Below are 26,646 nucleotides of genomic sequence, written 5' to 3' on the forward strand. Positions count from 1 at the left end.
CATGACCACGCCCCTGCGCACCGTGAGCTTCACCCAGCTCAAAGACGCCACCCGCGAAGAATTCCAGTATCTCCACCGGCTCGAGATCGAGTACCACGCCGGCCTGCCGCGCCGCATCCTGAAGGCACTCGAAGAGCTCGATGGCGAGGGATCCATCCAGGGCTACCAGGTGAGCCGCCTGGGACATTCACTGCAGACGGCCACGCGCGCCGAGCGCGACGGCGCCGATATCGAGATGGTGGTGGCCGCCCTGATCCACGACATCGGCGACGCGCTGGGCACGGCCAACCATTCGCAGCTGGCGGCCAGCGTGATCCGGCCCTATGTGCGCAAGGAAGTCACTTGGGTGATCGAGATGCACGGCCTGTTCCAGATGCAGTACTTCGCGCACCTGATCGACCAGGATCCGACCGGCCACCTGGCCTACCAGGACCATCGCTGGGCCGCGTCCTGCCAGCGCTTCTGCGAGCGCTGGGACCAGCCTTCCTTCGATCCGCACTACCCGACCGAGCCGCTGAGCCACTTCGCCTCCAGGGTGGAGGAGGTGTTCTCGCGCCGGCCCTTCGATCCGGCCTTCGTCGAGCGCTGAGCGCTGCGGGCCGCTCCCGCGCGCGGGAGCGGCCGTTTTTTAACCGCGCGGCGCGTCGATCGGCTCGAAGCGCACATGGCGGGTGCGTCCGCCATCCAGCTCGAAGGCGGGCCGGCCCGTGCGGCTGCGGTCGACCGTCATCGCATAGCGCGCCGGAAACACCGGATCGCGAACCGCGACGCCGAACACGTGGTCGGACAGCGCCTCCAGCACCGACGAGCGCGTGCCGACGTTGGTGTCGATGTGCAGCAGCAGCTGCTCGCCCTCGGCCTCGACGCGCGCCGTCGCATCGAGATCGGCGACGCGGTAGCTGCCGATCAGGTCCTTGCCGGCCTCCAGCGAGGACGGACGCTGCGCGGGCAGGCGCTTGAAGCGAATCGCCGTGCCCGCATCGAACATCGTCAACTCCTCGCGGGCCGTGCCGTCCGCGGCGGGTGCCAGCTCGGAGAGCTTCAGCACATAGGGGCCGGCGCCGCCACCGCCCAGCCGCAGCTCGTCGCCATGGCGCTCCAGCATCGGAATCGGCGGCGAATGGAAGAAGGAGAAGCCCAGCTTGCCGCCGACGTCCTCGAAGCCGATCAGCATGCCCGTAGGCGAATGCCAGCGGGTGCCGAACAGGTGGGAAAGGCCCTCGCTGTCGGCGAAGGCCGGCCGGGCTTCGGTCAGCGCGTCGCCCAGGACCAGATCGATGACCTGGTTGGCCAGCTCGACCGGATTGAACAGCTCGCAGTTGCCGATGATGGCGATGTCCAGCTCATGCGCCGGCACGGTGATCAGCTGCGAGGCCACGCCGATCAGGCTGCCACCATGGTGCATCACCTCGACGCCGCGGTACTGGTTGCGGACCAGGCCGCAGGCATAGGCGGTGCGGAAGCCGTTGGCCAGGGTCACGACCTCGGTCATCGCCTGCCAGGTGCGGTCGCTGCCCACCTTGCGTTGATGGCCGCGCAGCTGCGCGAGCCAGCACAGCAGGTCGTCGACGGTCGATACCCCGGCGCCGGCGCCCTGGTTGTCCTCGCTGGAGCCGATGCCGCGGCGCCAGGATCCGTCCGGCAGCAGTTGGTGCATCGTCGCCAGGCGCGGCACGATCATGAAGTCGCTGGGGATCGACTCGGTATCGCGCATGCCCAGCGGCTCGAACACCCGCGTCTTCATGAACTTCTCGAAGCTCATGCCGCTGGCGCGCTCGATCGCGATGGACAGCAGCCCGTAGCCGGTGTTCGAGTAGAGCTGGCTCTGCCCCGGCGCGAAATTGACGGCCGTCTGCCGCCGCGCCGAGCGCAGTTCGATGCCAGGCCCCGGGGCGACCAGGCCGCGCGCCATGAAGTGCATGTCCCAGGAATCATGCAGGCCCGAGGTGTGCGTCATGAACTGGCGCAGCGTCGGATAGCCCTCGAGGCGCGGCAGCTCCGGCAGCAGCTTGTCGACCGGCGCGTCGAGGTCGAGCTTGCCCTCCTCGGCCAGCAGCAGGGCGCCGAAGCAGGTGAACTGCTTGCTCACCGAGGCGATGCGCATGCGCGTTTCCGGCGTGTTGGCGATCCCGTATTCCAGGCTCGCGAGGCCGAAGCCGCGGCGGTAGATGCTGCGGCCGCGATGCGAGATGCCGACGACCAGGCCCGGCTGGTTGCTGCGGTTGGCGGCGGAGAAGATGCCCTCGAGCGCTTCAAGGCTGACGGGCTGGCGTTCAGACTCCGGGGGGGGCGGCGCGGCAGTGTCGCTGTTGTTCATGTCTGGGATGCGCGCTAATGCGTCTGTAGAGATATCGATGGAGGGTGCGGTGGCGAGAGGCCGAGCCCGACGGCCGGCCGCGCGCTACCGCATGCCGGCTCAGAACGGGACCGACACGTCGAGGCCGATGGTGCGTGGATCGGTCACGAACACATAGGTGCGGCCCAGGGCTGGCGCGTCGCCGGTGCTGGCGCCGAGCTGTCCCCGTTTGTCGGTCAGGTTGCGAATGTAGAGGTTGACGCCGACCTTGCCGAAGGAGACCCCGCCCGAGAGATCGACCTGCGTGAACGAGGGCAGCTTGTAGTTGGGCGGCGCGACGGAATCCGGGAAGCCGGAATTGCGCTCGCCCTGGTAGGTGACGCCCAGTCCGCTGAACGCGGGATGACCGGCCACCTCGAACGCATAGCGGGCGCCCAGCGTGGCCGCCACCTTGGGCGTATTGGGCAAGCGATCGCCCGACTTGGCCTGCAGCCCAGGCGAGTCGGTCAGCAGCTTGGGATCGAGCAGGGAGACCGAGCCGCCGAGCGTGAGGTGACGAAGCGGCTGCAGACCGCCGGAGAACTCGATGCCGCGAATGCGCGCCTTGCCCAGGTTGGTGCCGAAGGTCACCGAGTTGACCGTGGTGGACTGCTGGAGGTCATTCCAATCGGTCTGGAAGAGCGCCACCTCGAAGCTCGTGCCGCTGTCCGGCAGGCTCAGCTTGTAGCCCGCCTCGTAGCTCCACACACTGTCGGTGCCATAGCTCGAGGGCACGCCCGGAATCGGCTGACCGGTGAGCGGGTCGACGGCGTTGTTGTTGACGCCGCCGGGGCGATAGCCGCTGGCTGCGCGCGCATAGAGGTTGCTGCGCGGGGTCAGGCGGTACTTGGCGGCCAGCAGATAGGTTTCCGGCGACTCGCTGAATTCGACGGTGCGCTGCGGCTGCGGACCGACCAGCAGGCCGTCCTGCTTGACCGTGTCCTTCTGCTTGTAGCGCGCCAGGCGCAGGCCGGCGGTCAGCGCCAGATCCTGGGTGGCATTCCAGGTAACGTTGCCGTACAGCGCCGATTCGCGATAGTCGCGCTCGGCACCATCGATCGTCAGTGCGCCGGGGATCGGGCCGCCGGTGGCGGAGACGGTCGACTGGGTGCTCAGATCGAAACGGTCGAAGAACGCGCCGACCAGCCATTGAATCGCCCCGGGCGTCTGCGAGACCAGCCGGAATTCCTGTGTCGTCTTGCGGTTGCGCACGTCCGAATCGGCGTAGGCGTTGGTCGCGCCAAGCAACAGCGTGCCCAGCGGCGTCAGGTCGACCCGGCTGATGTCCTTGACGGTCTGATGGGACGTGACGGAGCTCAGGCGTGCCCAGCCGAAGTCGTATTCGAGGGTGGCCGAGTACAGGTCGCGCGAGCCCTCGCGCGGCTCCTTGACGCCCAGCTCGGTATAGACCAGGTCGCCGGCCAGGGGCTTTTGCGTCTTAAGGTCGTAGACAACGCGGTTGCCGCCATCGCTCTCGCGCGTCTGAGTCATCGCGTTCAGGCGGACGCTGAACTCCTTGGTCGGCGTCAGCGACAGGTCGACCCGGCCGCCGCGTGCTTTCTTGCTGTTCACATCCTTGCCGCCAGCTGCGCCGGTGGCGTCGACATAGCCCCCGTCGCGCGACCCGAACGCGGCGACCCTCAGCGCGGCGAAGTCCTCGCGGAGCGGCGCGTTGATCACGGCGCTGGCGATGCCGTTGGTGCCGCCGTGCGCAGTGCCGGACAGGCCGAGGTTGACGCGGCCGTACAGCTCGGAGGTATCCGGCTGTTGGGTCAGGTACTTGACGATGCCGCCCATGGCCGAAGAGCCGTAGAGAGTTCCCTGCGGACCGCGCAGCACCTCGAAGCGGCTCACGTCAAGCAGATTGATGTCGAACGGCGTGCCGTCCGCCAGCGGCGTCTCGTCGATGTAGACGGTGGTCGGCGAGCGCGAGTCGATGCCGGTGGTCATGCCGCGGATGATGATGAAGCCGCCGTTGTCCAGCAGGCTGGAGTTCTGCAGCACCACGCCGGGCACCGACTGCAGGTAGTCGTTCAGGCTCTTAGCGCCGACCTCCTGCAGGCGTTCGGCCGGCAGCGAGGTGATGGCCAGCGGCACATCGCGCACCAGTTCGGCGCGGCGCGTGGCGGACACGGTCACGGTTTCGAGCACCTGGATCGCCTCGCTCCCCGGGCGGGCCGTTGCGCTGGCCGAGCCGGCGGACTCCGCAGCGCTCGCCGGGCTGGATGGCGCCGGGGCAGTCTGTGCATAGGCGCTGCCGATCGCGGCGGCAATTACCGTGCAGACGAATACAGCGCGCGGCGCATGTCGTCCGTGGGCTTTGACGGGCACTCTCATGAAACAGTCTCCATTTTTGTGTACGGTTCGCTGATCGACTTTGCGCAACGACCGGATCGCGGAATCGCAACCTGTTGGGAAGGCTAAGCTTCGAAGGCGGGCCGGGAGTTCGTACTCCCGTCAAAAACTTATGCGAACAACGCGTGCAGGCGCGATGCCGCGCCCGCAAGCGCGCATCAGTGCGCAGCGGCCTCCTCGATGCGTCGTGCGGCCGCCACCGTCCTCGCGAAGGTGGACTCGCTGGCTCTCAGCAGCGTGGCGCTGAGCAGCAAGGCCGGCACCGAGACGCTGATCGCCGCGATCAGGATGCTGCGCGGCGAATCGCCGAGGCCGTCCGACACCAGCCCGACGACCGGCGCCGCGATCGCGCCGAAGATCAGCGAGCAGACACTCTGGATCGAGATCAGGCGCCCGCGCAATTGGGCCGGTGCCATGTTCTGGATGGCGGTCGGATACATCATGCCGGCCGCGCCGGTCAGCATGCCGGTCAGCGTCGAGATGACGTACAGCGGTTCCACCGTGTCGATGAACAGCAGCGAGAGATTCGCGAGGGCCGCCACGAGGTATGACAGCCAGAGCGCGCGCACTGGCAGGGCTTCGCCATGGCGCTCGCCGAAGCGGCGCGCAACGTAGATGCTCAGCAGGAAGGCCAGACCGGTCGACAACAGTGTGAGTGGGCCGACGATCGAGCCGATCTGCTCCGCGGTCCGGTGGTACACGCGCATCAGGATCACGCTGACCCAGGCGCCCATCGAGCCGAAGCCCAGCGTGGCCGTCGCGATGCCGAGCTGGAAGAACACCACCGTTCTGAAGTTCTCGCGGATGAAGGGCAGCAGGCGCACCGACGCGTGCTCGTCCGGCTGGGCCGCGGCAACTGCAGCAGCCGGCGTCGAATCCGCGGTGCGCTTGCGCAGCCTCACGGTCGCGATCAGCAGCAGCATCAAGGGCGCGGGCAACGCCGCGCCCAGCAGGCTCAGCCGCCAGCCGTCCCAGGCCTGCAGGGCCGCCGGCAGCAGCGGGCGCACTGCATCGACATGGGCGACCAACTGGCCGCTGATCGCCAGCGCAAGACCGCCGGCGGAGGCCGCGGCGATCGCGAAGATCGAATTCGCGAGCTGGCGTCGCTTGACCGGAAACAGATCCGGGATCATCGAGAAGACGACGGGCACCAGACCCGCCTCGCCGGCGCCGACCATCGCGCTGGCGATGAAGAGCTGCTCGAAGGTTTGCGACAGCGCGCAAGCCACCACCGCCAGGCTCCAGACGATCACGCAGCCGCCGAGCACGACGCGCCGGTCGAAGCGGTCGGACAGCCAGCCCAGCGGGTAGGACGCGAGACTGGCGAACAGCGCGATGCCGGTGCCCTGCAGCAGGCCGAGCTGGAAGTCCGAAATCGAGAGGCGGGTCTTGATCGGCTCGGCCAGCAGCACAAAGATGGTGCGATCGACGAAGGCGAACAGCGTCACCATGGTCAACACGAAGAGCGCGTACCACGCGGCCTTGGGGGTGGACTCGAGCGCAGCGGGCGGGCTGGCGTCGAACGGCGCGGTTGGGGTGGCGACGGACATGTCTTCTCTCGTTGGGTTGGGCTTGGCGCGAGCACCGAGCGCGTGATGTTGTGCAGGGCGGCCGCGACTCGGGCGGATGAACGCAAGAATCGGGCTGACGACAGCCTACGAGCGGCGCGAGGACCGGCATTGGCGCCCTGCACTTAAAACGTATGCGATTGCACTGGCCCGCTGGAAAACCCGCAGAGCCACCGGCTCAGCTCAGATCGAGCTCCAGACTGATGGGGGCGCGATGCCTTCGGTAGCCGCGCGGCGAGTCGCCCACATGGGCGGTGAAGGCGGCCGAGAAGTTGCTCTGGTGGGCATAGCCGACGCGGTCGGCAATCTCGGCGACGCTGAGCTTGCCTTCGAGCAGCAGCTGCTGGGCCTCGCGCATGCGGCGCTCCAGGCAATACTGCGCCATCGTCATGCCAAACACGCCCTTGAACGAGGCCTGGAGCTTGTTGGCGTTGGTACCCAGGTCCTTTGCCAACACGTCGAAGCGCGGCGGTTGGCGGTAGTCCTTACTGAGCCTTTCGAGCGCCAACTGGGCCAGATCGGCGTCGCGCCAGCGCATGACGCCCCGGCCCTTGGACTGGACGCCCGGATCGCGCTTGACGGCATCCAGCGCATAAGCGACCAGTTCGGCCAGGCGGCCGGCGTACTGAAGCGCACGCATCTCGCCTTCGAGCGTCGTGTCTATCGTGTCCGCTACCAGATTCGCCACGCGGTGGTCCAGCGGCAAGGCGATGATGCGGCCCGGCGAACCTTCGCCCAGCGTGGCGGCCCGCAGCAGCGGCGGCAGATCCTGCGGCGACAGCTCGAAGATCTCGGACAGCGCGGACGGAGGGAAGATGCCGAGGATGCCTTGCTGACGGCAGCCGCCCCGCCCGTCGATGGTCAGCTTGACCCCCTTGGGCAGGCACACCATGGTCAGCTCCGGACGATTGAAGACCATCGGCGCCATGCCTTCGACCCGATAGATGGTGTCGCAGCAAAGGGTGGCGCGCAGAAAGATCAGCGCCTCGTCGGCGTCGGTGACGCGGCGGCGCAGCGTCGGCAGCACGCAGTTGTTGACGCTGATCTCCACGCCGCCGTCATAGCGGCAAATATCGGTGGAGCCGCTCCCCCCGATGCCACCGAAGAAGACACGAACGCCCCGCCGGGCAAAGCGCTTGAAGACCCCTCGTTCGGCGCCGGCCAGGTAGGCCGGGTCGTCAAAATCGAGTTGCTCGAGCATCTCGGAAAAGCGCTCGGTGCCATCGGGTTGCACCAACTGGTCCCACCATGAGAGCGGGCGGCCTGTCGCCTTGGTCTTCATATCGATTTCGCAAAATGTATGCGATTGCCTCGGGCTGGACTGTACTACTGTTCTCCTGCGGCTTCGTGCGATCTCATAAAAATCGATGGTGAGCGGCCATTGCCGCCTTGTCGACGGTCGATAGAGTCGATCGCATGCCCAATCCCGCAAGCCCCTCGCGATCGAATCCGTCCACTGCCGCCGAGCGGCTGCAAAGCCTGCGCACCTTGATGCGCGAGCGGGGTGCCAGCGGTGTCGTGGTGCCGATCAGCGACGAGCACATGAGCGAATACGTGCCGGAGCATGCGCAGCGGCTGCGCTGGTTGACCGGTTTTAGAGGTTCGGCGGCGACCGCCGTCGTGTTGGAAGACGCGGCGGCAATCTTCACCGACGGCCGCTATGTCGAGCAGGTCGGCCGGGAGGTCGACAGCGCGCTGTATGACTGCCTGCTGTCGCCCCGGCACGATTTCTCCGACTGGTTGAACCGCCATGCGCCCGATGGCTCGACCGTGCTGTTCGATCCCTGGCTGCACTCGCAGGTATGGCTCAGCGCGATGCAGTCGCGCCTGCAGCGCGGGGTGCTGCTGCGCCCCTGCACATCGAACCTCGTTGATGCGCTCTGGACCGACAGGCCTGAAATGTCGGCCGCCGCCGTTGCGCCGCATCCGCTGCAGTATGCGGGCCAAAGCTCGCAAGCGAAGCGGGAGGCAATCGCCCAGGCGATGCGTCAGCAGGGCCTCGACGCGACGGTTATCACCGCCCTGGACTCGGTGGCCTGGCTGTTCAATATCCGCGGCAGCGACGTGGCCCACACGCCGGTGGTTCGCGCATTCGCTCTGCTGCATGCCGACGCGACGGCGACGCTGTTCGTCGATCGGGCCAAGAGCTCGCCCGAACTGCTGTCCCATCTCGGGCCCGGCGTCAGCATGCTCGATTACGAGGCCCTGGTCGCCAGCCTGGCCGCACTTGCGCGCAAGCGCGTTTCGGCGAGCCCCAGCGGATGCTCGGTCGCCATCTTCGACGCCTTGAAGCTTGCCGAGATCGTCTGGCAACGCGATCCCTGCGAAAGACCGCGTGCCGCCAAGAACGAGGCCGAGATCATCGGCATGAGGCAGGCCCATCGTCGCGACGGCGTGGCGCTGGTGAGGTTCTACCACTGGCTGGAGGAGGCCGTCGCTGCCGGCACCGTGACCGAGATCGAGGCCTCCGAAAAGCTGCTGGCGCTGCGCGCCGAGGCGCCGGAGTTTCGCGATCTCAGCTTTCCGACCATTTCGGCGGCGGGACCCAGCGGCGCATTCGCCCATTACTGCGCCAAGCCCGGACAGGAGCGCAGCCTGGCTCGCGGCGAGCTGTACCTGCTGGATTCCGGCGCCCAGTATCCCGATGGCACGACCGATGTCACGCGCACGGTGGCGATCGGCGAGCCGAGCGAGGAGATGCGCCTGCGTTTCACCGAGGTGCTGAAGGGCCATATCGCGATCGCCTGCTGCAGGCTGCCGCCGGGGACGACAGGCGGGCAGGTCGATGCGCTGGCGCGCCAGTTCCTGTGGCAGTCGGGCATCGACTATGCCACCGGCACCGGTCACGGCGTCGGCAGCTTCCTGTCGGTTCACGAGGGCCCGGTCTTCATCGGCCGGGACGGCGGTACCCGTCCGGTGGACGAGCCCTTCATCGGGGGCCTGGTGATCTCCAACGAGCCCGGCTACTACAAGCACGGCCATTACGGGATCCGCACCGAGAACCTGTATCTGACCGTGGCTTGCCAAGGCCAGGATGGCCGCGAGGGCTGGCTCGCCTTCGAGCCGCTGACGCTGGTGCCTATCGATCGCCGCCTCATCCGATCGGAAGAACTGAGCCGCCGCGAAAGAAGCTGGATCGACAACTATCACCGCAGCGTCTTCGGCCAGCTGGCCCCGCTGCTCCCCACAGCGACGGCACGCTGGCTCGAACAGGCCTGCCGGCCGCTCTGAGGCCTGACGCTGGCGCTGGCGCTCACGCAAACACGCTTGGATCCCATGACAAACACCTCAGACGTAATCATTCTCGGTGCCGGCATGGCCGGCGCCTCGCTGGCCGCCGAGCTGTCGACCCGCTGCAAGGTCACCCTGCTCGAGCTGGAAGACCAGCCCGGCCGGCATGCGACCGGCCGATCGGCGGCCATGTTTTTCGCGAGCTACGGCAACGCGACGATACGCGGTCTGACCCGCGCCAGCCGCAGCTTCCTGGAGACGCCGCCCGAGGGCTTCGTCGATGTGCCGCTGATGATTCATCGGCCCTGCCTGATCGTGGCGGGCCAGCAGGGGCTGCAACAGCTGGATCAGCTCGGCAGCGCCCCGGACACCCGGCATATGCGTCGCCTCGATGCCGACGAGACGCTGCAACAGCTGCCCATCCTGAACCGGGAATGGGTGGCGGGATCGATGCTGGAAGAGGACTGCTTCGACCTCGAGGTGGCGGCCCTGCACCAGAGCTATTTGCGGGTGGCCAGGCGCAAGGGCGTGGCCATCGTCCTGGGCGCTCGCGAGACCCGGCTCGAGCGCAAGCCGGGCTGCTGGAGCGTGAGCTCGCGCGCCGGCGTTCACGAGGCGCCCCTGCTGATCAATGCCGCCGGTGCCTGGGCCGACGAGGTCGCCCGAGCGGCGGGCGTCGCGCCCGTCGGGCTGGTGCCCAAGCGGCGCACGGCCTTCATGATCCCCGCCCCAAAGGGCCACGACATCACGCACTGGCCGGCCGTCGTCGATGCGTCCGAGCAGTTCTACTTCAAGCCCGATGCCGGGCAGCTGCTGGTGTCGCCGGCCAACGAGGACCCGATGGCGCCTTGCGATGCCGCGCCCGACGAGATGGACATCGCGCTGGCCGTCGATCGCTTCGAGCGGGCGACGACGCTGCAGGTCACGAAGGTGACGACGCCCTGGGCCGGCCTGCGGAGCTTCGTGGCGGACAAGTCGCCGGTGCTGGGCTTCGACGCCGGCGCCGACGGCTTCTTCTGGCTGGCCGGCCAGGGCGGCTACGGCATCCAGACCGCCCCCGCGATGGCGCGCACCGCCGCGGCCCTGGTGCTGGGCGAAGACATCCCGGCCGACATCCGCGCCCAGGGCGTCAGCCGGGAAGCGTTTTCGCCGGATCGGCCGGGCCTGGCGCGCGCGGCCCGCTAGCCGGCGACGGTAACGAGCATGGACAGCGCCTCGCCTTCTCTTCTTGCCGCGCCCGTCGACGAGGACCCGCAGGAAACAGCCGAGTGGCTCGCGGCCCTGGACTCCGTGCTCGCCGCCGCGGGCCCATCCCGGCTGCGCTACCTGCTTGATCGCCTCGCAGAGCGGGCCAAGACGCCGGCGATCGCCTGGACGCCCGGTGCCGGCACGCCGTACCTCAATTCCATCGGCATCGATCAGCAGGCGCCATTTCCCGGCGAGCTGGCGATCGAGGAGCGGCTGGCTTCGATCATGCGCTGGAATGCGCTGGCCATGGTGGTGCGGGCCAACCAGGCCTATGGAGAACTGGGCGGCCATATCGCCAGCTATGCGAGCGCCGCGGACCTGTTCGAGGTCGGCTTCAACCACTTTTTTCGCGGCGGCGACGACGGCCCCGGTTCCGACCTGGTGTTCTTCCAGCCGCACTCCGCGCCCGGCGTCTATGCGCGGGCCTTCCTGGAAGGGCGGCTGAGCGAGCAGCAGCTGTCCCATTACCGCCAGGAACTGGCCGCCAGGCGTGTTGGCAGCTCGGGGCTCTCGAGCTATCCCCATCCCTGGCTGATGCCCGGGTTCTGGCAGTTCCCGACCGGCTCGATGGGGCTGGGGCCGATCTCGTCCATCCATCAGGCGCGCTTCATGCGGTATCTGGAGCACCGCGGCCTGAAGGACAACGCGCGACGCAAGGTCTGGGGCGTCTTTGGCGACGGCGAGATGGACGAGCCCGAGAGCACCAGCGCGCTGACGCTGGCGGCGCGCGAGCGGCTGGACAATCTGGTCTGGGTCGTCAACTGCAATCTGCAGCGCCTGGACGGCCCGGTGCGCGGCAACGGCCGCATCGTGGACGAGCTCGAGACCCTGTTCGCCGGCGCCGGCTGGCGCGTGATCAAGCTGCTGTGGGGCAGCGACTGGGACGGTCTGCTCGCCCGCGACGACAGTGGCGCGCTGCAGCAGGCCTTCGGCGAGCTGGTCGACGGGCAGTTGCAGACCTTCGCGGCCAAGGACGGCGCCTACAACCGCCAGTTCTTCTTCGGCCGCGACGAAGGGCTGAAGAGCTTGGTCGAAGGGCTGAGCGATCAGCAGATCGACCTGCTCAAGCGCGGCGGTCACGATCTGGTGAAGATCCATGCCGCCTATCTCGCCGCCGCGTCGACGACGGGCCGGCCGACCGTGATCCTCGCACAGACCAAGAAGGGCTATGGCATGGGCACGGCGGGCCAGGGCCGCATGACCACGCACCAGCAGAAGAAGCTCGAGCGCGAGGACCTGCTGGCCTTCCGCGACCGCTTCGCACTGCCGCTGGACGACGAGCAGGTGGCGTCGCTGCAGTTCTACAAGCCGGCCGAAGACAGCCCCGAGATGCAGTACCTGCGCCAGCGCCGGGCGGCCCTGGGCGGCTGCCTGCCGCAGCGCAGTGCCGCCGCCGGGCCGCTGGCCGTGCCGGCGATCGAGCGCTATGCCGCCTTTGCGATCAACGCGCAAGGCAAGGAGATGAGCACGACCATGGCCTTCGTGCGCATGCTCACCGGCCTGCTCAAGGACGGCGAGCTCGGGCCGCGCGTCGTGCCCATCGTCGCCGACGAGGCGCGCACCTTCGGCATGGCCAATCTCTTCAAGCAGGTGGGCATCTACTCCGCCGTCGGCCAGACCTACGAGCCCGAGGACATCGGCTCGATGCTGAGCTACCGGGAGGCGCGCGACGGCCAGATTCTCGAGGAAGGCATCAGCGAGGCGGGCGCGCTGAGCAGCTGGACCGCCGCCGCCACCAGCTATTCGGTGCACGGGCTGGCGATGCTGCCCTTCTACATCTACTACTCGATGTTCGGCTTCCAGCGCGTCGGCGATCTGATCTGGGCCGCCGCCGACCAGCGCGCGCGCGGCTTCCTGCTCGGCGCCACCTCGGGGCGCACGACCCTGGGTGGCGAAGGGCTGCAGCACCAGGACGGCTCCAGCGTCGTACAGGCGGCGATGGTGCCGAGCTGCCGCGTCTACGACCCCTGCTTTGCCGGCGAGCTGGCCGTCATCCTCGATCACGGGGCGCGCCAGATGCTGGAGTCGCAGGACGATGTCTTCTACTACATCACCTTGATGAACGAGAGCTACGCGCAGCCGAGCCTCGCGCCGGAGCTGCACGAGTCGGTGATCAAGGGCTTGTACCGCCTCGACCGGCTGGAGGCGCCGGGGCCGCGCGTGCGACTGGTCGGCTCGGGCGCCATCCTGCGCGAAGTCATCGAGGCGGCGCGGCAGCTGCGGGACGACTGGGGCGTGGCCGCCGAGGTCTGGAGCGCCACCAGCTTCAGCGAGCTGGCCCGCGACGCGCGCGAGGTCGAGCGCTGGAACCGCCTGCATCCCGAGGCGGCGCCGCGGCGGAGCCATGTCGCCAACTGCCTGGACGGCGCGGCGCCGGTGATCGCGGCGAGCGACTATGTGCGCGCCTGGCCGCAACTGATCGCGTCCTATGTAGATGCGCCGCTGACCGTGCTCGGCACGGACGGCTACGGGCGCAGCGACACCCGCCAGGAACTGCGCGAGTTCTTCGAGGTCAGCCGCACGCACATTGCCATCGCGGCGCTGGCGGCGCTGCAGCGGCAGGGCCTGATCGACGCGCGGCGCTGCGCCGAGGCGATCGAGCGCTATGCCGTGGCCGCCGAGCAGCCGAGTTCGTGGAGCGTCTGAGCCAAGGCTAGCGGTTCGACGGGGCCGGACGCCGTCGAGAAGACGGCCCGCGCCCGGTTCTGCGGATGGCCGGCCGCCTCGTCGAGGCGAAAGTGCCGGAGACACGCAGGCACCGGCAATGGCCGCATCCCCTCAGCGCTGCCGGGAGGAGTTGCCGTCGCCGAGAAAGCGCTCGGCCAGGCAGACCCAGTAGGCACCGCCGATGGCCACGTTGTGGTCGTCGAAGTCGTAGCCGGGATGGTGCACCATGCACGAGCCCGGGCGATCGCCGTTGCCGATGAAGAGGTAGCTGCCGGGCACCCGCTCGAGCATGAAGGCGAAGTCCTCGCTGCCCGGCAGCGCCGCCCCTTGCAGCTCGACGGACTCGGCGCCGAGCAACGCGATCCCCACCTCGCGCGCAAGCTGCGTCTCCTCGGCCGTGTTGACCAGCACCGAGTAGCCGGGGCGCCAGTCGATGGCGGCCTTCACTTCGTAGCTCTCGGCCTGGGCCTGCACCAGTGCCAACACCCGCTCGCGCAATCGCTCACGCACCGCGCGGTCGAGCGCCCGTACGCTGATCTCCAGCTGCGCCTGCTGCGGTATCACGTTGTTGGCACGGCCCGCGTTGAGCGCGCCCACCGTCACCACTGCCATTTGCAGCGGATCGATATTGCGCGAGACGATGGTCTGCAAGGCCATCACGATGCTGGCGGCGGCCACCAGCGGGTCGGTCGCCTTGTGCGGCATCGCGCCATGGCCGCCGACGCCGGTGAGCGTGACGCTGGCGTAGTCCGACGAAGCACCGGTCGCGCCCTCGCGAAACACAAGACGTCCGCTGGGCAAGCCCGGCAGGTTGTGCATCGCGAAGACGGCGTCGCAGGGGTATTTGTCGAACAGGCCATCGTCCATCATGCGAAGCGCGCCGCCGCCAGCCTCTTCCGCGGGCTGGAAGATCAGGTTCAACGTGCCCTCGAAACGGCCTTCGCGTGCCAGGTATTCAGCGGCCGCAAGCAGCATCGCGGTATGGCCGTCGTGGCCGCAGGCGTGCATCACGCCGGCATGGCAGCTCGCGTGCGGCACGCCGCTGGTCTCGTCGATCGGCAGCGCGTCCATGTCGGCGCGGAGGCCGAGCCGGCGGTGACCGTGGCCGCGCACCAGCCGCCCGACCACACCCGTTCCGCCGAGTCCTCGCTCGACCTCGTAACCCCAGGCCTGCAGACGCCGGGCGACGAGCTCGCTGGTGCGGTGCTCATCGAAAGGGAGTTCGGGATAACGATGGATGTCGCGGCGGATCGCGACGAATTCGGAACTGCGCGCGGTCAAGGCGCGCAGGACTTCGGCCGAACGTGTGCTCATTGCAATGTCTAGGCCGCGGCGACCGATGCACGCGACTTGGCGTAGACCGATTCGAGAAAGCGATGGGTGGCCGCGACGGCCGCCTCGGCCCGCAGCGAGTACTGGCCATCGAAGCCATGCTTCGCGCCGGACTGCTCGGCGTAGATGGCCGGCGCCGCGGAGGCGGCACGCAGCGCCGCGGCAAAGGCGCGCGCGTCTTCGACCGGCGCCAGCGCATCGTGGCTGCCGTGGAAGATCAGGAAGGGCGGCGCGTCGCGCCGCACCAGGCAGCTGGCCGAGGCATCGCGCCACAGCTGCGGATCCTCCGCCCGGCTGCGCGGGAAGACATGCGCCTCCAGATGCGGCAAGGCGCCAGCGCTGACGAGGTCGTAGGAGCCGTAGAAGGGCACGGCGGCCTGGACCGAGGTGTCGGCCGCTTCGAAGCCCGGCTGGTAGCGCTGGTCGTTCGCCGTGAGCGCGGCGAGGGCCGCCAGCGTGGCGCCGGCCGAGCCGCCAGTCGCGGCGATGAAGCTCGCATCGGCGCCGAGTTCCTTGGCGTGCTCGCGGATCCAGGCGATCGCGCGCTTGGTGTCCTCGAGTTGCGCGGGGTACTTGCTGGTCGGTGCCAGTCGGTAATTGATCGTGACGACGATCCAGCCCGCGCGCGCTATGTGCAACAGCAGCGGCAGCGCCTCGTTGTTCTTCTCGCCGATCATGAGCCCGCCGCCGTGCAGATGCAGCAGGACCGGCAGCGGCGCCGTCCCCCGCTCGGCGGGCGCCAGGACGTCAAGGGTGTTGAAGCGCCCGTGCGGGCCGTAGGCCAGGTCGCGGCGGGTCGTGATGCCGTAGGTGTCGTAGTTGATCGGGCGCAGCAGCCGTCGCCAATCGGTTGCGCGATCGATCCAGGCCGCTCGCTCCGGCGGGATGCGGTACTGGCCCGCATCGCCGAGCCCGTCGTCGAGCGCGCGCTGCATCACGCGGCGATCGCCGAAGGCGCGCAGAAACGTGATCGCCATCATCAGCGCAGCGGCGGCGCTCAGCCACAGGCCGGCCCGGCCGACCGATGTGGACGCGGCTCCCAGCAGCAGCAGCACGCTGGTCGATACTGCCATCAGCGCGACGAGCGGAAACGTCAGCTCGGTCCCGACGAGGGCGACGCTGTCCCAGTACAGCAGCAGGAAGCCCCGGCCTCGCCCGCGAAAGCTCGCGGCCAACCCCATCACGGCCCACAGCACACCAAGCAGCAGCAGCAGCCAGCCGGCAATCAGCATCATTCAGCGTCCCTCGATCCCTTAGCTCCATGGACCTGCCCGGGGCGTCTTCGCGCCTGGGGCAGCAAAGCCACGACCTTAGCCGGTCGCCGGACAGATATTTGGTGGCGCATCACCGAAACTGTATGCGCGCCCTGGAAGCGCCGGGCTCAGGACATGACCGGCCGCGCGCGTATCCACACTGTCTTGACCTGGGTGTACTGCAGCAGCGCTTCGACCCCCTTGTCGCGGGCCAAGGAGCCGGAACGGCGGTAGCCGCCGAACGGCGTCTTCACATCGCCCTCGCTGAAGCCATTGATCGAGACCGTGCCGCAGGGCAGGCGCTTGGCGAACATCAGCGCCCGGTCGATGTCGCTGGTGAAGACGCTCGCGTGCAGCCCGTAGTTGGTATCGGTGGCCAGCGACAGCCCCTCCTCCACCGACTTGACGCCGAAGACACCGAGCACCGGACCGAAGATCTCCTCGCGCGCGATCGACATTTCCGGACGCATTTCGTCGAACACCGTCGGGCGGACGAAGAAGCCGCTTCGATCGTCAGCGTCGCCGCCCGCAAGAATGCGTGCGCCGTCGGCTCGCCCTTGCGCGATATAGCCCAGCACGCGGCGGCGCTGCTCCTGCGAGACCATGGGTCCGATCTCGGTGGTGAGGTCCAGCGGGTCGCCGACCCGCAGACCGGCAACCCGGGCCAGGATCTTGTCGAGGAACTCGGCCTTGCGCGATTGGTGGACGATCTGCCGCATATTGGCCGAGCAGTTCTGCCCCCCGTTCCAGAACGCCGCATTGATCGCCTGCTCGATCAGGTCCTCGGAGATGGCGGCATCCTCCAGCACGATCAGCGGACTCTTGCCGCCCATCTCCAGGCCGACCGGCTTCATATTGCTCTGCGCCGAATACATCAGGAAGAGTGCGCCGACCTCGTTCGAGCCGGTGAAGCTCACCGCGTCGATGCCGGGATGTCGGCCTATGGGCTCGCCCACCTTGGGGCCCAGGCCCGGGATCACGTTCAGCACGCCGTCGGGCAAGCCGGCCATCGTGGCCAGTTCGGCCAGGCGCAGGGCGCTCAGCGGCGTCTGCTCCGCCGGCTTCAGGATCACGCTGCAGCCCGCGGCCAGCGCCGGTGCCAGCTTCCAGGTGGCCATCAGCAGGGGGAAGTTCCAGGGCACGACCGCCCCGACGACGCCGATCGGCTCGTTGACGATCAGGGCCGTCGTGCCTTCGCCGGTGGGCACCACCTTGCCGAACAGCTTGTCCGTCAGCTCACCGTACCACTGGAAGAAGTTCGGCACCTCGGTGCCGATCTCGTGCAGACAGTCCTTGATCGGCTTGCCGCTGTCCATCGACTCCATGACGGCCAATTCCAGCGCATGTTCGCGCACCAGCGCGGCAAGCCGAAGCAGCACTTCCTTGCGCTGCTCGGGCGCGCAACGCGACCATGCGCCGCCATTGAAGGCGCGGCGCGCGGCCTGCACGGCGAGGTCCACCTCGCGCGCGCCGTAGAACTCGATCTCGCCGAAAGGCTGGCCGGTGGCCGGATTGAGGTTGGCGTGCACGGCGCCCTGCCCCGGTGACAGATAACGACCGTCGATGAAGGCGCGCGAGGGCAGCGAGAGGCTAGCGGCGGCCTCGTCGATCGAGGACTGCGAAACGGTGGAAGTCATGGTCGAGAAATCCTTGCTGGATCGCATTGGGGAAATCGGAGAGCGGCAGGCTGGCTTGGGCGTTAAGCCGCGCAGGCGTGCAGCCTCCCTGCGGCATACCGCAGCGAGGCCCGCGACGCGCCGGACTTCAGAGCCTGGCCAGATGGGATTCCAGCAGGTCCGCTTCCTGGGCATTGAGCGGCAGCAGCGGCCGCCGCACCGAAGGCCCGCAATAGCCGAGCCGGGAACAGGCATGCTTGACCGCGGAGATGAACTTGCCGCCCTGCTCGAGCGCGTCTGTCAGCGGCGCCAGTCGCGCGGCGATTTCGCGGCCGCGCTGGAAATCACCTTCGATCACGCAGCTGCGATAGAGATCCAGAATCAGCTGAGGGGCGAAGTTAGATGTCGCGCAAATCCACATCTTGGCGCCGAGCGCGAAGAAGTCCAGCGCGAGATCCTCGGAACCGCAACAAAGCTTGATCGACGGGAAGTCGCGCAGCTGGGCCTGGGCCCGCTTCATGTCGCCGGTGCTCTCCTTGATCGCCACGAAATTGCTGCGACCGGCGATCTTCTTCATGAACTCGTCGCCCATGTCGGCGTTGGTGCGGGCCGGGTAGTTGTAGAGGACGATGGGCAGGTTCGCCACCTTGTCGACCTCGATGCAATGCTCGGCCAGCTCGTCCTGCGTCGGCGATGCATAGGGCGGCGCGCCCAGCAGCAGGCCGGAGGCGCCGGCTTCGCGCGCGGCCCGCGCCAGGACCAGCACTTCTGCCGTCGTGATCGCATTGACGCCGGCCAACCAGGGCGTGCCACGGCCCAGCAGCTTCGAAGCGCGCTGGAACTGCTCGATGCGCTCGTGGACGGTCAGGGCGTAGAACTCGCCCGTCGTCCCGCCGATGATCAGCCCATGGATGCCGGCGTCAACCTGTCGCCGGATCTGGGCCGACCATTGGTCCGGGATGAGACTGCCGTCGGCCTCCATGGGCGTGACGACGGCAGTGAATATGCCTTCAAACATGGGCGTGTCTCCTGGTTGATGCCGTTTGATCGGGGGTCAGGGCTGGCGATGCAGGCGCGGTACGCCCCGTTCCCTTGGCGCTTCGGCGCGCCGGTGACGGCCATCCTAGGAACAGTCGCCTCGCAAGAAAACCATGCGACGCGATTTCATAAGTTATCGGTGGGGCGGCAGCCGCGTGCCCGCCGCTCCGACGTAGACGATTGCACGAAAGCAAGGGCTTGGGTGAGCGCGCATAAATGTTTGTCGCCTGGGCGAAACCCGCAGCCCCGGCTTTTCATTAACGTGCAGGCGCTGGCTAGCCGGCCTGCGCTCGCACACTGTCATGTCGTCACTGGAACATCATCTTCAAACCGAGATCGAGCGCAGCCTGTCGATGGACCCCTCGCTGCCGGGCATCGTCGCCACCGTGTTGGCGCCGTCGAGCGGCTTCGCATGGTCCGGCGCCTGCGGCCGGGTCCAATTCGACGGCGAGCCTCTGCGCCCCGAACACGCGTTCCGCATCGCCAGCGTCACCAAGGTCTTTACCGCCGCCACCGTGCTGCGCCTGGTCGAGCAGGGCCGGCTGGCGCTGCAGGACCGCCTCGTCGATCGCCTGGGCCGCCGCAGCGTCGAGCTGCTGGCGGCGGCCGGCTATGCGCCCGAGCGCATCGGCCTGTTCGATCTGCTGACGCACACGGCCGGGCTGCCCGACCATGCCAGCAGCGAGGCTTACGCTCGCGCCCTGCAGGCCGATCCGCAACGACGGTGGACCCGGCACGAGCAGATCGAGCTGGCGATGCAGCTGGGCGGCCCGCTGGCCGAGCCGGGCCGGCTTTTCAGCTACAGCGACACTGGCTATCTGCTGCTCGGCGAGAGCATCGAGCGCGCCTCGGGCCAGCCGCTGCCGCAGGCGATGCGGGAGCGGCTGGCCTTCTCCCGACTGGGCCTGGATCAGACCCACTTCGAGACGCTGGAAGCGGCACCGGCGGGACAGCCGCGCGCCCACCAGTACATCGGCGCCTGGGATGCTCTGCAGATCGATGCCTCCTGCGATCTCTACGGCGGCGGCGGCCTGGTGTCGACCACGCGCGAGCTTGCCGTCTTCCTGCGCGCACTGCTGCGCGGCGAACTGTTCGAGCGGGCGCAGACGCTGGCCATGGCGCTGATGACGCCGACGGTGGGCTTTGCCGACGGCGCCTTTCTGCACTCGGCGCTGTTGCGCGGCAGGATCTGGGGTGGCATGCCCTGCTGGGGCCATGGCGGCTACTGGGGCATGGGCGCGGCCTACTTCCCGACCCATGACCTGGCGCTGGCCGTCAGCTGGGGACAGGCCGAAAGCGCGGCCCACACGGCCGGCACGCCGGAGCAGGCGGGCCTGATGGACCGTCTGGCCGCCCTCTGTGCCAAGGGAATCGGCGAGCAGTTTGGCCTCCGGCCGGTCCGGCAAGAACAAGCAGCGCCATGAAGCTGACCACGCTCAGCGGTGGGCTCTGGCTCGCCTTCGGTTCGCTCTGGCTGTTGCTGAGCGGCATGGCGGTGTTCCGCTGGACCGGGCGCCAAAGCATCATCCGCAGTTACTACGACAGCATGGCGCTCGCGGGCAGCGAGCTCGGCCCGCAGCTGCTGCTCATTGCGCTGGCGGTGTCGGCCTCGCTGCTGGCCAGCGGTGCGCTGGCAACGCCCAGCGGCCAGGTCGGAGCGGCTTTGACGCTGCTCTCCGTCGGCCTGCTGAGCATCGCGATCGGGCGCGGCTGGGCCGACGGCGCGCGCTTCGAAGCGGCCCTGCAGCAGAGCTTTGGCGCCGAATACCGCCAGGCAATCCTGCCCGAGCGCGCCCGGCTGCTGCGCGAGCAACTGAGCTGGCGCGACTGGATCCGGCCCCTCGATTTCGATGAGCAGGGCATCGAGACGATGGCCGACATCGCCTATGGCGAGCATGGCGAACGCAACCGGCTCGATCTGCTGCGCTCGGCCGAGCCGGCAGCAGCGGGCGCTCCGCCGCGGCCAGTGCTGATCGAGATGCATGGCGGCGGCTATATGTGGGGCGGCAAGAACATGGCCGGCAAGCCGCTGATGCACCTGCTGGCCCGGCGGGGCTGGATCGTCGTGACGCTGAATTACCGCCTGGTGCCCGCGGCGCGCTGGCCGGCGCCGCTGGTCGACGCGAAGAAGGCCGTAGCCTGGATCCGCGAGCACATCGCCGAGTACGGGGGCGACCCCGGCTTCATCGTCGCCACCGGCGCCTCGGCCGGCGGCAACCTCAGCGCGCTGCTGGCGCTGACGGCGGGGCAGCCGCGCTACCAGCCGGGCTTCGAGTCGGCGGACACGCGCATCCAGGCCGCCGTGCCGTTCTATGCCGGCCTGGCCGCCGACAGGCTCGATCCCGACGATCTGCTGGGCCGTCACCTCTACAACCATGTGCTGCCGCCCGAGTCGCGCGACGACCCCAAGGTGCAGGCGGACCTGTACCCGAGCACGCATATCGGCGCCGATGCGGCGCCCTTCTTCGTGCTGACCGGGACGCATGATGCGCTGGCCCGCGTCGAGGACACGCGGCTTTTCGTCGAGCGCCTGCGTGCCAGCTCCCAAGCGCCGGTGGCGTATGCCGAGGCCTATGGGGCCAACCATGGTTTCGACGACGCGCATTCGATCCGTGCCGGGCTGGCGGCCAACGCGGTGCAGCGCTTCCTGGAGCTGCTGTACTCGGACCACCTGCGCCGGGCGCGCGGCAAGACGCCGTGAGCGGCGGCCGCGCGTAGGCGTTCAAGCCCCACTCAGCGGGCCGGCACCATCCATCCAAAGGGATAACAACACTCATATGGGACAGCAAGTCTTGGTTCTCGGCGCCGGCATGGTCGGCACCTGCACGGCACTGGAGCTACAACTCAGGGGCCACGATGTCGTGCTGCTGGACCGGCGTGGCCCCGGCCAGGAGACCTCTTACGGCAATGCCGGTGCGATCCAGCGCGAGGCGGTCGAGCCCTACCCGATGCCGCGCGACTGGCGCACGCTGCTGTCGGTGGCCCTGCGCCAGGGCCTCGATGTGGACTATCAGCTGAGCGGCCTGCTGGCGGCCTGGCCGCAGCTGCTGCGCTATTGGCGCGAATCGGCGTCGCTGCGCCACCAGCGTACGGCGCGCGAGTATGCGACGCTGATCGCCCATTCCACCGCCGCGCATGACCGGTTGATCGAGCTGGCCGGGGCCCGCGATCTGGTCCGCGAAAGCGGTCTGCGCTTCCTCTTCCGCACGGCGGCGGCGCTGGAGGCGGCAAGCCGTCAGGCCGAGCGGCTGCGGGCCGAACATGGGCTGGGCGTCGCGCTGCTGGACGGGCCCGCGCTGGCGGCGGCCGAGCCGGCCCTGCGGCCGCGACTGGCCGGCGCCGTGCACTGGCTGGACACCTGGTGTGTCAGCGATCCGGGCGCGCTGGTCGAGCGCTACGCGGCGCTGTTCCGTCAAAAGGGTGGGCGGCTGCTGAAGGGCGACGCGCTCAGCCTCAGGGCCGCGGGCCCGGGCTGGCAGGTCGATACGGAGGAGGGTCGCGTCAGCGCGGCCCAGGCCGTGCTGGCCCTGGGCCCCTGGTCCGGCGAGGCGCTGCGGCGCCTGGGCTACCGCTGGCCGCTGTTCGTCAAGCGCGGCTATCACCGCCACTATGCCGGCGGCGCGACGCTGAACGTCGCCGCCCTGGATGCCGAGCGCGGCTATGTGCTGGCCCCGCAGTGCCGCGGGCTGCGGCTCACCAGCGGCGCCCAGATCGCCCGCATCGATGCGCCGCCGGCGCCGCGCCAGCTGCACGGTGCCGAGCGCGAGGCGCGCCAGCTGCTCGATCTGGGCCAGGCCGTCGAAGCCCAGCCCTGGATGGGCAGCCGCCCCTGCAGCGCCGACATGAAGCCGGTCATCGGCGCGCTGCCGCAGCATCCCGGGCTGTGGGTGAACTGCGGCCATGGGCATCAGGGCTTCACGCTCGGGCCGGTCAGCGGCCGCTTGCTGGCCGAGCTGATGGAGGGTCGCCCCAGCTGCGTGCCGACCACACCCTTCTCGCCGCTGCGCTTCTGAGACCGCCGTCCGGTTCGGCCGCCCCGGCCCGGCCGATCAGGCGTTGCCCAGCGCCAATTGCCCGCGCTTCAGCTACCCCTGCGCTCTGGTTGTCGGCTTGCCTCTGTATTTGCTGGTCAAGCGTTTATGGCGCGAACCAACGCTTTGGCAGTGCGCTGCCGGCGGTCTCGCCAGCACGATTCCGGGGCTGTGCTTCTTCCTCGCGCCTGACAATTCCATGTACTTCCAACGCACTTGGTTGCTGAACATATCGTTGGCGTTGGTCACCGGCCTTGCTTCAGGCGGTGCGCTCTGGTTTCTACTGAGAGCCATGCGCTCTAACCAACCGCTCCATCGGACCGCCCCGGCGGCCTCTGAGCTTTGACGTTAGAGCGCATGGAAGACACTTCTCTCACGACGCGTCAGGCCTACCTCGCGATGTACGCCTTTTTGAGCAGGCAGTACGAGTTGGGTTGCGAGGAGCTCGGCGGACTTCTGGGCTCAATGTCGCTCCTGGCCGATGGGCAGACGGTGGACCCAGCAGTCGGGCAGGACTGGGCAGAAGCTGTGGCTTCCGCGAAGAGCGGAACGGTAGATGCTTATCTCAAGCTGCAAGGCCGGGAGTCATCGTGAGCCGAAGCCTCCTCTTCGCAACGAGCATGCGCCCTAACAGGGCGGTCGACTCGGACACGTTGCGGCAAGGGGCCGCACGGCGCCGTTGGAAATCGTGCACCGCGCGGCCCCTTGCCGCAACGTGTCGGTCACCTCTACTACAAGGGCTTCCCCAAGAGTCAAGCAAATGAATTCCGTAGCTCGCAGCGCGAGCTGCTGGTGTGACAGGCAAGACTTGGCTCCAACCACCGGCGCTGGCATCAAGGCAACGAACAAGGTGCGGACTGGCGAAACTACAAACGGTCATCGGTGCAGCGCTTCACATGCTGCGGACCCTGATGCAAGACGCACGCGGGGGCCTCAATCGTTAGCCGGGAAGAAGCATTGCCTTCCCCTTGAAGTGATCAGGCACACCCCGCGCAGGTCCAACCTTGTTCCATCGACGCACGCCGTCACGCGGCGGAAGAAGTCGTTGAATTCAGTGCCCTGGTGATCAAGCTGGCATCGCGAACTGCTCGCCGTTGCTGAGCATCGCCCAGCACATCCTGGCGTTCTTGGCCGCGATGCCGACGATCGCCTTCCAGTAGCCGCGACGCTCGGCCAGCGCCACAGCCCATCGGCTGACACCGTCGGTCTTGTTCTTCGCGCTGACGAGCACGGCGCGGGCGCCCGGGATCAGCAGCGAGCGCAGGTAGGGATCGCCGGCCTTGGTGATGTGCCCGAGCCGGCTCTTGCCGCCTGAGCTGTACTGGCCCGGCGTCAGCCCGAGCCAGGCGGCGAACTGGCGGCCGCACTTGAACTCATGCCCATTGCCGATCATGGCCACCAACGCCGAGGCCGTGGTCTCGCCGATGCCAGCCAGGCGCATCAACTGTCGGGCTCGTGTGTCCTCGCGAGCCATCTGGGCCATGTGCCGGTCGTAGCCGGCGATGCGCTCGTCCAGGTGATGCAACTCGCTGAGCAGGTCGCCGATAGCGGTGTTGGCCCAGCCGGGCAGGTCCTCCAGGCACGCAGCGGCCTGGCGGCGCACGGTGGCGGCCTTGAGCGGCAGCACGATGCCGAACTCGCTGAGCAGTCCGCGGATGCGGTTGATCGTCCGGTGCGCTGCTCGATGAAGCCCTGGCGCACCCGGTGCACGCTGAGCTGTCCTTGCTGCTCCAGACTCTTGACCGGCACGAAGCGCATGCTCGGCCGCTGCAGTGCTTCGCAGATGGCGGCGGCGTCCGCGGCGTCGTTCTTGCCTCGCCGGCCCGAGAGGCGGTAGGGGATGACGAACTTCGGGGCCATCAGGCGCACCGTATGGCCATGCGCGACGAACAGCCGAGCCCAATGGTGGGCACCGGAGCAGGCCTCCATGCCGATCACGCAGGGCGGCAGCGAGGCGACCAGCTCCAGCAGCTTGGCGCGCGCGATGCTCGGGCGCACTAGGGCGGCCCGGCCGGCCTCATCCACCCCATGCAGGGCAAACACGTTCTTGGCGAGATCGATGCCGACGTACAAAATGGCCATGGACTTCCCCTTCTGAGCGAGTTGATGAGAGAGCGCACTTCCCATCGTGGCACTTGGTTGCCGACTGCCGCACTGCGGCTACCTCAGGACGGGGAAGTCCCTTTCATTCGTTAGGCAACGGTACCAGTAGCACTCACGTTCAGCGGGCGACTCCAGAGTGAATCTTCCGAGTTCTATCGTTTGACACATCTCGCACGATTCAATCGAATCATCTATATGAATTTTCATCGCCTTGTATTTCTTGTATTCGTGGCGAGTCTTTCCGGCTGCATGTCATACATCTACGATCTTGGTCAAGATTCCGCTTCGCGACGCTGCGATCAATTCGCTACGTCGATCGAGCGTTCCGAGTGCCATCGCCAGAACGGCAAGTCCTACGAAACATACAAAGAGGATCGCGAGAAGGTTCGGGGGAGTAAGTGACCGTGTTTCACATGGCAGCCACCAAATCGATCTGTTCGCTATTGCCTAACCGATCTACAGGGACTTCCCACCGGGTCAATCACAATTCGATCAAGTCATAGCAACGCCTGACCCTTGTAGTTTCCGACATTCAAGACTTGTGTTTTTTTGAGCGGCATCGCAACGAGGAACAGACTGAACATCTACAGACGGGCTTGAAGCGGCGCACTGCCGCGGCCCCAGATACGAACCGCTCAGCAGGACCCCATTCGCTCGGCGTTGTTGACTCGGCGTGCCGGGCGTGCAACGGACGGGTTATCGGGCTCACCTGCTGCCGGTCTGACCTGTGCTTTGCCTCTACGAATGTGGGTCTGCGAAGTGAATCTGGATCGTCAATTTCAGACCGGCAGTGGCGCTTTCAGCATGGGCAGCTTGCATTGCGGGATGGGCGGGACATGCTCGGGATCGAAGTCGATCTCCCGTGTCAGCACCGCCCACAGAATGCGGGCGTTCTTGTTGGCCAGGGCCACCAGAGCCTTCTGCCAGCCCACGCGCTCGCGCAGTTGCTGCAGCCATTGCGAGATGCGGTCGCTGCGCTTAGGCGCGGCCAGCAACGCAGACTTGGCGCCCTGGATCAGCAAGGTGCGCAGGTAGTCGTCGCCGCGTTTGGTGATGCGACCCAGCCGGTGCTTGCCACCGCTGGAGTTCTGGCTGGGCACGAGGCCGAGCCAGGCACCGAACTGGCGTGCGCTCTTGAACTGGCTCATGTCGCCGACTGCGGCCACCAGGGCTGAGGCAGTGAGTTCGCCCACGCCATGCAACTGGGCTGCACGAGTCGCAGCACGATCTTGGCGGACATGCAGCTTCACCTGCTGATCGCACCAGGCGATCTCATCATCCAGCACCCGCCAGTGCGCTTGCGAGCGCTGCAGGCCCAAGCGCATCACGCCGGGCAGTTCGTTGCTCGCATCCTCCAGCACGTCGCTGAGCACGCGGCGCAGCGCATCAGGGCTCTGTGGGAACACGAGGCCGAACTCTGCCAGCAGGCCACGGATGCGGTTGATGCAGGCCGTGCGCTCTTCCTTGTAGCCCTCGCGCAAGCGATGGATGCCTTGCCAGCCCTGCTGCTCTGGCGTCTTCACCGTCACGCAGCGCGTGCGGGTGCGAGAGGCAGCTTCGCAGATGGCGGCGGCGTCGTTGGCGTCGTTCTTGCCGCTGGCACCCTGAACCCGGAATGAGGTGATGAAGTGAGCAGCGATCAACCGAGCGTCCAGCCCCATCAGCCGCAGCCGCCGGGCCAGGTGATGAGCGCCGGAGCAACTCTCCATGGCAACCACGCAGCCGGTCGGCAGCGTGGCGGCCCACTGCTCAAAGCGCTGCGGCGACATCGGTCGCGCCAGCACCGGCCGCTCGGCGCGATCCACGGCGTGGACCTGGTAAGCACGCTTGGCCAAATCCACCCCGACTCGGGTAATCTTGTCCATGGAC

The 26,646-nt window shown here is 67.8% G+C and carries 17 protein-coding genes and 1 pseudogene; 8 read left to right on the top strand and 10 right to left on the bottom strand.

Annotated features, from left to right (window positions below; genetic code table 11):
* The first annotated feature begins 1 nt into the window (after position 1).
* Positions 2-589 carry an HD domain-containing protein gene (locus tag QWJ38_RS23150; RefSeq protein WP_290361506.1) on the top strand — a complete coding sequence of 196 codons (588 nt, stop codon included), beginning with the start codon at positions 2-4 and terminating at the stop codon, positions 587-589.
* Between the two features lie 39 nt (positions 590-628).
* Here QWJ38_RS23150 and QWJ38_RS23155 read toward each other — a convergent pair whose 3' ends face one another.
* The 4 genes from QWJ38_RS23155 to QWJ38_RS23170 all read right to left on the bottom strand — a co-directional run bounded on the left by QWJ38_RS23155 (position 629) and on the right by QWJ38_RS23170 (position 7,690).
* On the bottom strand, positions 629-2,317 hold the full coding sequence (locus QWJ38_RS23155) for a serine hydrolase domain-containing protein (protein ID WP_290361507.1): 1,689 nt from the start codon (positions 2,315-2,317) through the stop codon (positions 629-631).
* 99 nt (positions 2,318-2,416) lie between these two features.
* On the bottom strand, positions 2,417-4,720 hold the full coding sequence (locus QWJ38_RS23160; RefSeq protein ID WP_290361508.1) for a TonB-dependent receptor: 2,304 nt from the start codon (positions 4,718-4,720) through the stop codon (positions 2,417-2,419).
* A 128-nt stretch (positions 4,721-4,848) separates the two neighbouring features.
* The gene (locus tag QWJ38_RS23165) at positions 4,849-6,240 is read right to left on the bottom strand and encodes an MFS transporter (RefSeq protein ID WP_290361509.1); all 1,392 of its coding nucleotides are present in this window, start codon (positions 6,238-6,240) and stop codon (positions 4,849-4,851) included.
* A 196-nt stretch (positions 6,241-6,436) separates the two neighbouring features.
* Positions 6,437-7,690, bottom strand: a complete 1,254-nt coding sequence (locus QWJ38_RS23170) for a helix-turn-helix domain-containing protein (RefSeq protein ID WP_290361510.1) — start codon at positions 7,688-7,690, stop codon at positions 6,437-6,439.
* Here QWJ38_RS23170 and QWJ38_RS23175 point away from each other — a divergent pair.
* From QWJ38_RS23175 to mdeB, 3 genes are read left to right on the top strand one after another with little or no spacing between them, the layout of a single operon-like run.
* The gene (locus QWJ38_RS23175) at positions 7,675-9,489 is read left to right on the top strand and encodes an aminopeptidase P family protein (protein WP_290361511.1); all 1,815 of its coding nucleotides are present in this window, start codon (positions 7,675-7,677) and stop codon (positions 9,487-9,489) included. The two genes, QWJ38_RS23170 and QWJ38_RS23175, sit on opposite strands and share 16 nt — an antisense overlap.
* A 45-nt stretch (positions 9,490-9,534) precedes the next feature.
* Complete coding sequence (locus QWJ38_RS23180; RefSeq protein WP_290361512.1) at positions 9,535-10,674, top strand: NAD(P)/FAD-dependent oxidoreductase; 1,140 nt, start codon at positions 9,535-9,537, stop codon at positions 10,672-10,674.
* 18 nt (positions 10,675-10,692) lie between these two features.
* Complete coding sequence (gene mdeB / locus QWJ38_RS23185; protein WP_290361513.1) at positions 10,693-13,383, top strand: alpha-ketoglutarate dehydrogenase; 2,691 nt, start codon at positions 10,693-10,695, stop codon at positions 13,381-13,383.
* Between the two features lie 132 nt (positions 13,384-13,515).
* Here mdeB and QWJ38_RS23190 read toward each other — a convergent pair whose 3' ends face one another.
* The 4 genes from QWJ38_RS23190 to QWJ38_RS23205 form a co-directional block, all read right to left on the bottom strand.
* Positions 13,516-14,718, bottom strand: coding sequence for a M20 aminoacylase family protein (locus QWJ38_RS23190; protein ID WP_290361514.1), 1,203 nt, complete (start codon positions 14,716-14,718; stop codon positions 13,516-13,518).
* An 8-nt stretch (positions 14,719-14,726) separates the two neighbouring features.
* The gene (locus tag QWJ38_RS23195; RefSeq protein WP_290361515.1) at positions 14,727-15,971 is read right to left on the bottom strand and encodes an alpha/beta hydrolase; all 1,245 of its coding nucleotides are present in this window, start codon (positions 15,969-15,971) and stop codon (positions 14,727-14,729) included.
* Positions 15,972-16,117: 146 nt separating this feature from the next.
* Positions 16,118-17,626 (bottom strand): aldehyde dehydrogenase, encoded by a 1,509-nt coding sequence (locus QWJ38_RS23200; RefSeq protein WP_290361516.1) that lies wholly within the window; start codon positions 17,624-17,626, stop codon positions 16,118-16,120.
* Between the two features lie 127 nt (positions 17,627-17,753).
* The gene (locus tag QWJ38_RS23205) at positions 17,754-18,623 is read right to left on the bottom strand and encodes a dihydrodipicolinate synthase family protein (protein ID WP_290361517.1); all 870 of its coding nucleotides are present in this window, start codon (positions 18,621-18,623) and stop codon (positions 17,754-17,756) included.
* A gap of 322 nt (positions 18,624-18,945) precedes the next feature.
* On the opposite strand from QWJ38_RS23205, the gene QWJ38_RS23210 reads away from it, so the two are divergent.
* The 4 genes from QWJ38_RS23210 to QWJ38_RS23225 all read left to right on the top strand — a co-directional run bounded on the left by QWJ38_RS23210 (position 18,946) and on the right by QWJ38_RS23225 (position 23,268).
* Positions 18,946-20,067, top strand: a complete 1,122-nt coding sequence (locus QWJ38_RS23210) for a serine hydrolase domain-containing protein (RefSeq protein ID WP_290361518.1) — start codon at positions 18,946-18,948, stop codon at positions 20,065-20,067.
* Positions 20,064-21,344: an alpha/beta hydrolase gene (locus tag QWJ38_RS23215; protein WP_290361519.1), complete on the top strand. Its 1,281-nt coding sequence runs from the start codon at positions 20,064-20,066 to the stop codon at positions 21,342-21,344. Before QWJ38_RS23210 ends, QWJ38_RS23215 begins: the two co-directional genes overlap by 4 nt.
* A 76-nt stretch (positions 21,345-21,420) precedes the next feature.
* The gene (locus QWJ38_RS23220; RefSeq protein WP_290361520.1) at positions 21,421-22,656 is read left to right on the top strand and encodes an NAD(P)/FAD-dependent oxidoreductase; all 1,236 of its coding nucleotides are present in this window, start codon (positions 21,421-21,423) and stop codon (positions 22,654-22,656) included.
* A 375-nt stretch (positions 22,657-23,031) separates the two neighbouring features.
* Positions 23,032-23,268, top strand: a complete 237-nt coding sequence (locus tag QWJ38_RS23225) for a hypothetical protein (protein WP_290361521.1) — start codon at positions 23,032-23,034, stop codon at positions 23,266-23,268.
* Between the two features lie 472 nt (positions 23,269-23,740).
* On the opposite strand, the pseudogene QWJ38_RS23230 reads toward QWJ38_RS23225, so the two are convergent.
* Positions 23,741-24,756: pseudogene (locus QWJ38_RS23230) on the bottom strand (IS110 family RNA-guided transposase).
* An 800-nt stretch (positions 24,757-25,556) separates the two neighbouring features.
* Positions 25,557-26,642, bottom strand: coding sequence for an IS110 family RNA-guided transposase (locus QWJ38_RS23235; protein WP_290361522.1), 1,086 nt, complete (start codon positions 26,640-26,642; stop codon positions 25,557-25,559).
* Between the last annotated feature and the right edge of the window lie 4 nt (positions 26,643-26,646).

It is taken from the genome of Roseateles violae (assembly GCF_030410485.1).
GTDB lineage: Bacteria > Pseudomonadota > Gammaproteobacteria > Burkholderiales > Burkholderiaceae_C > Roseateles_D > Roseateles_D violae.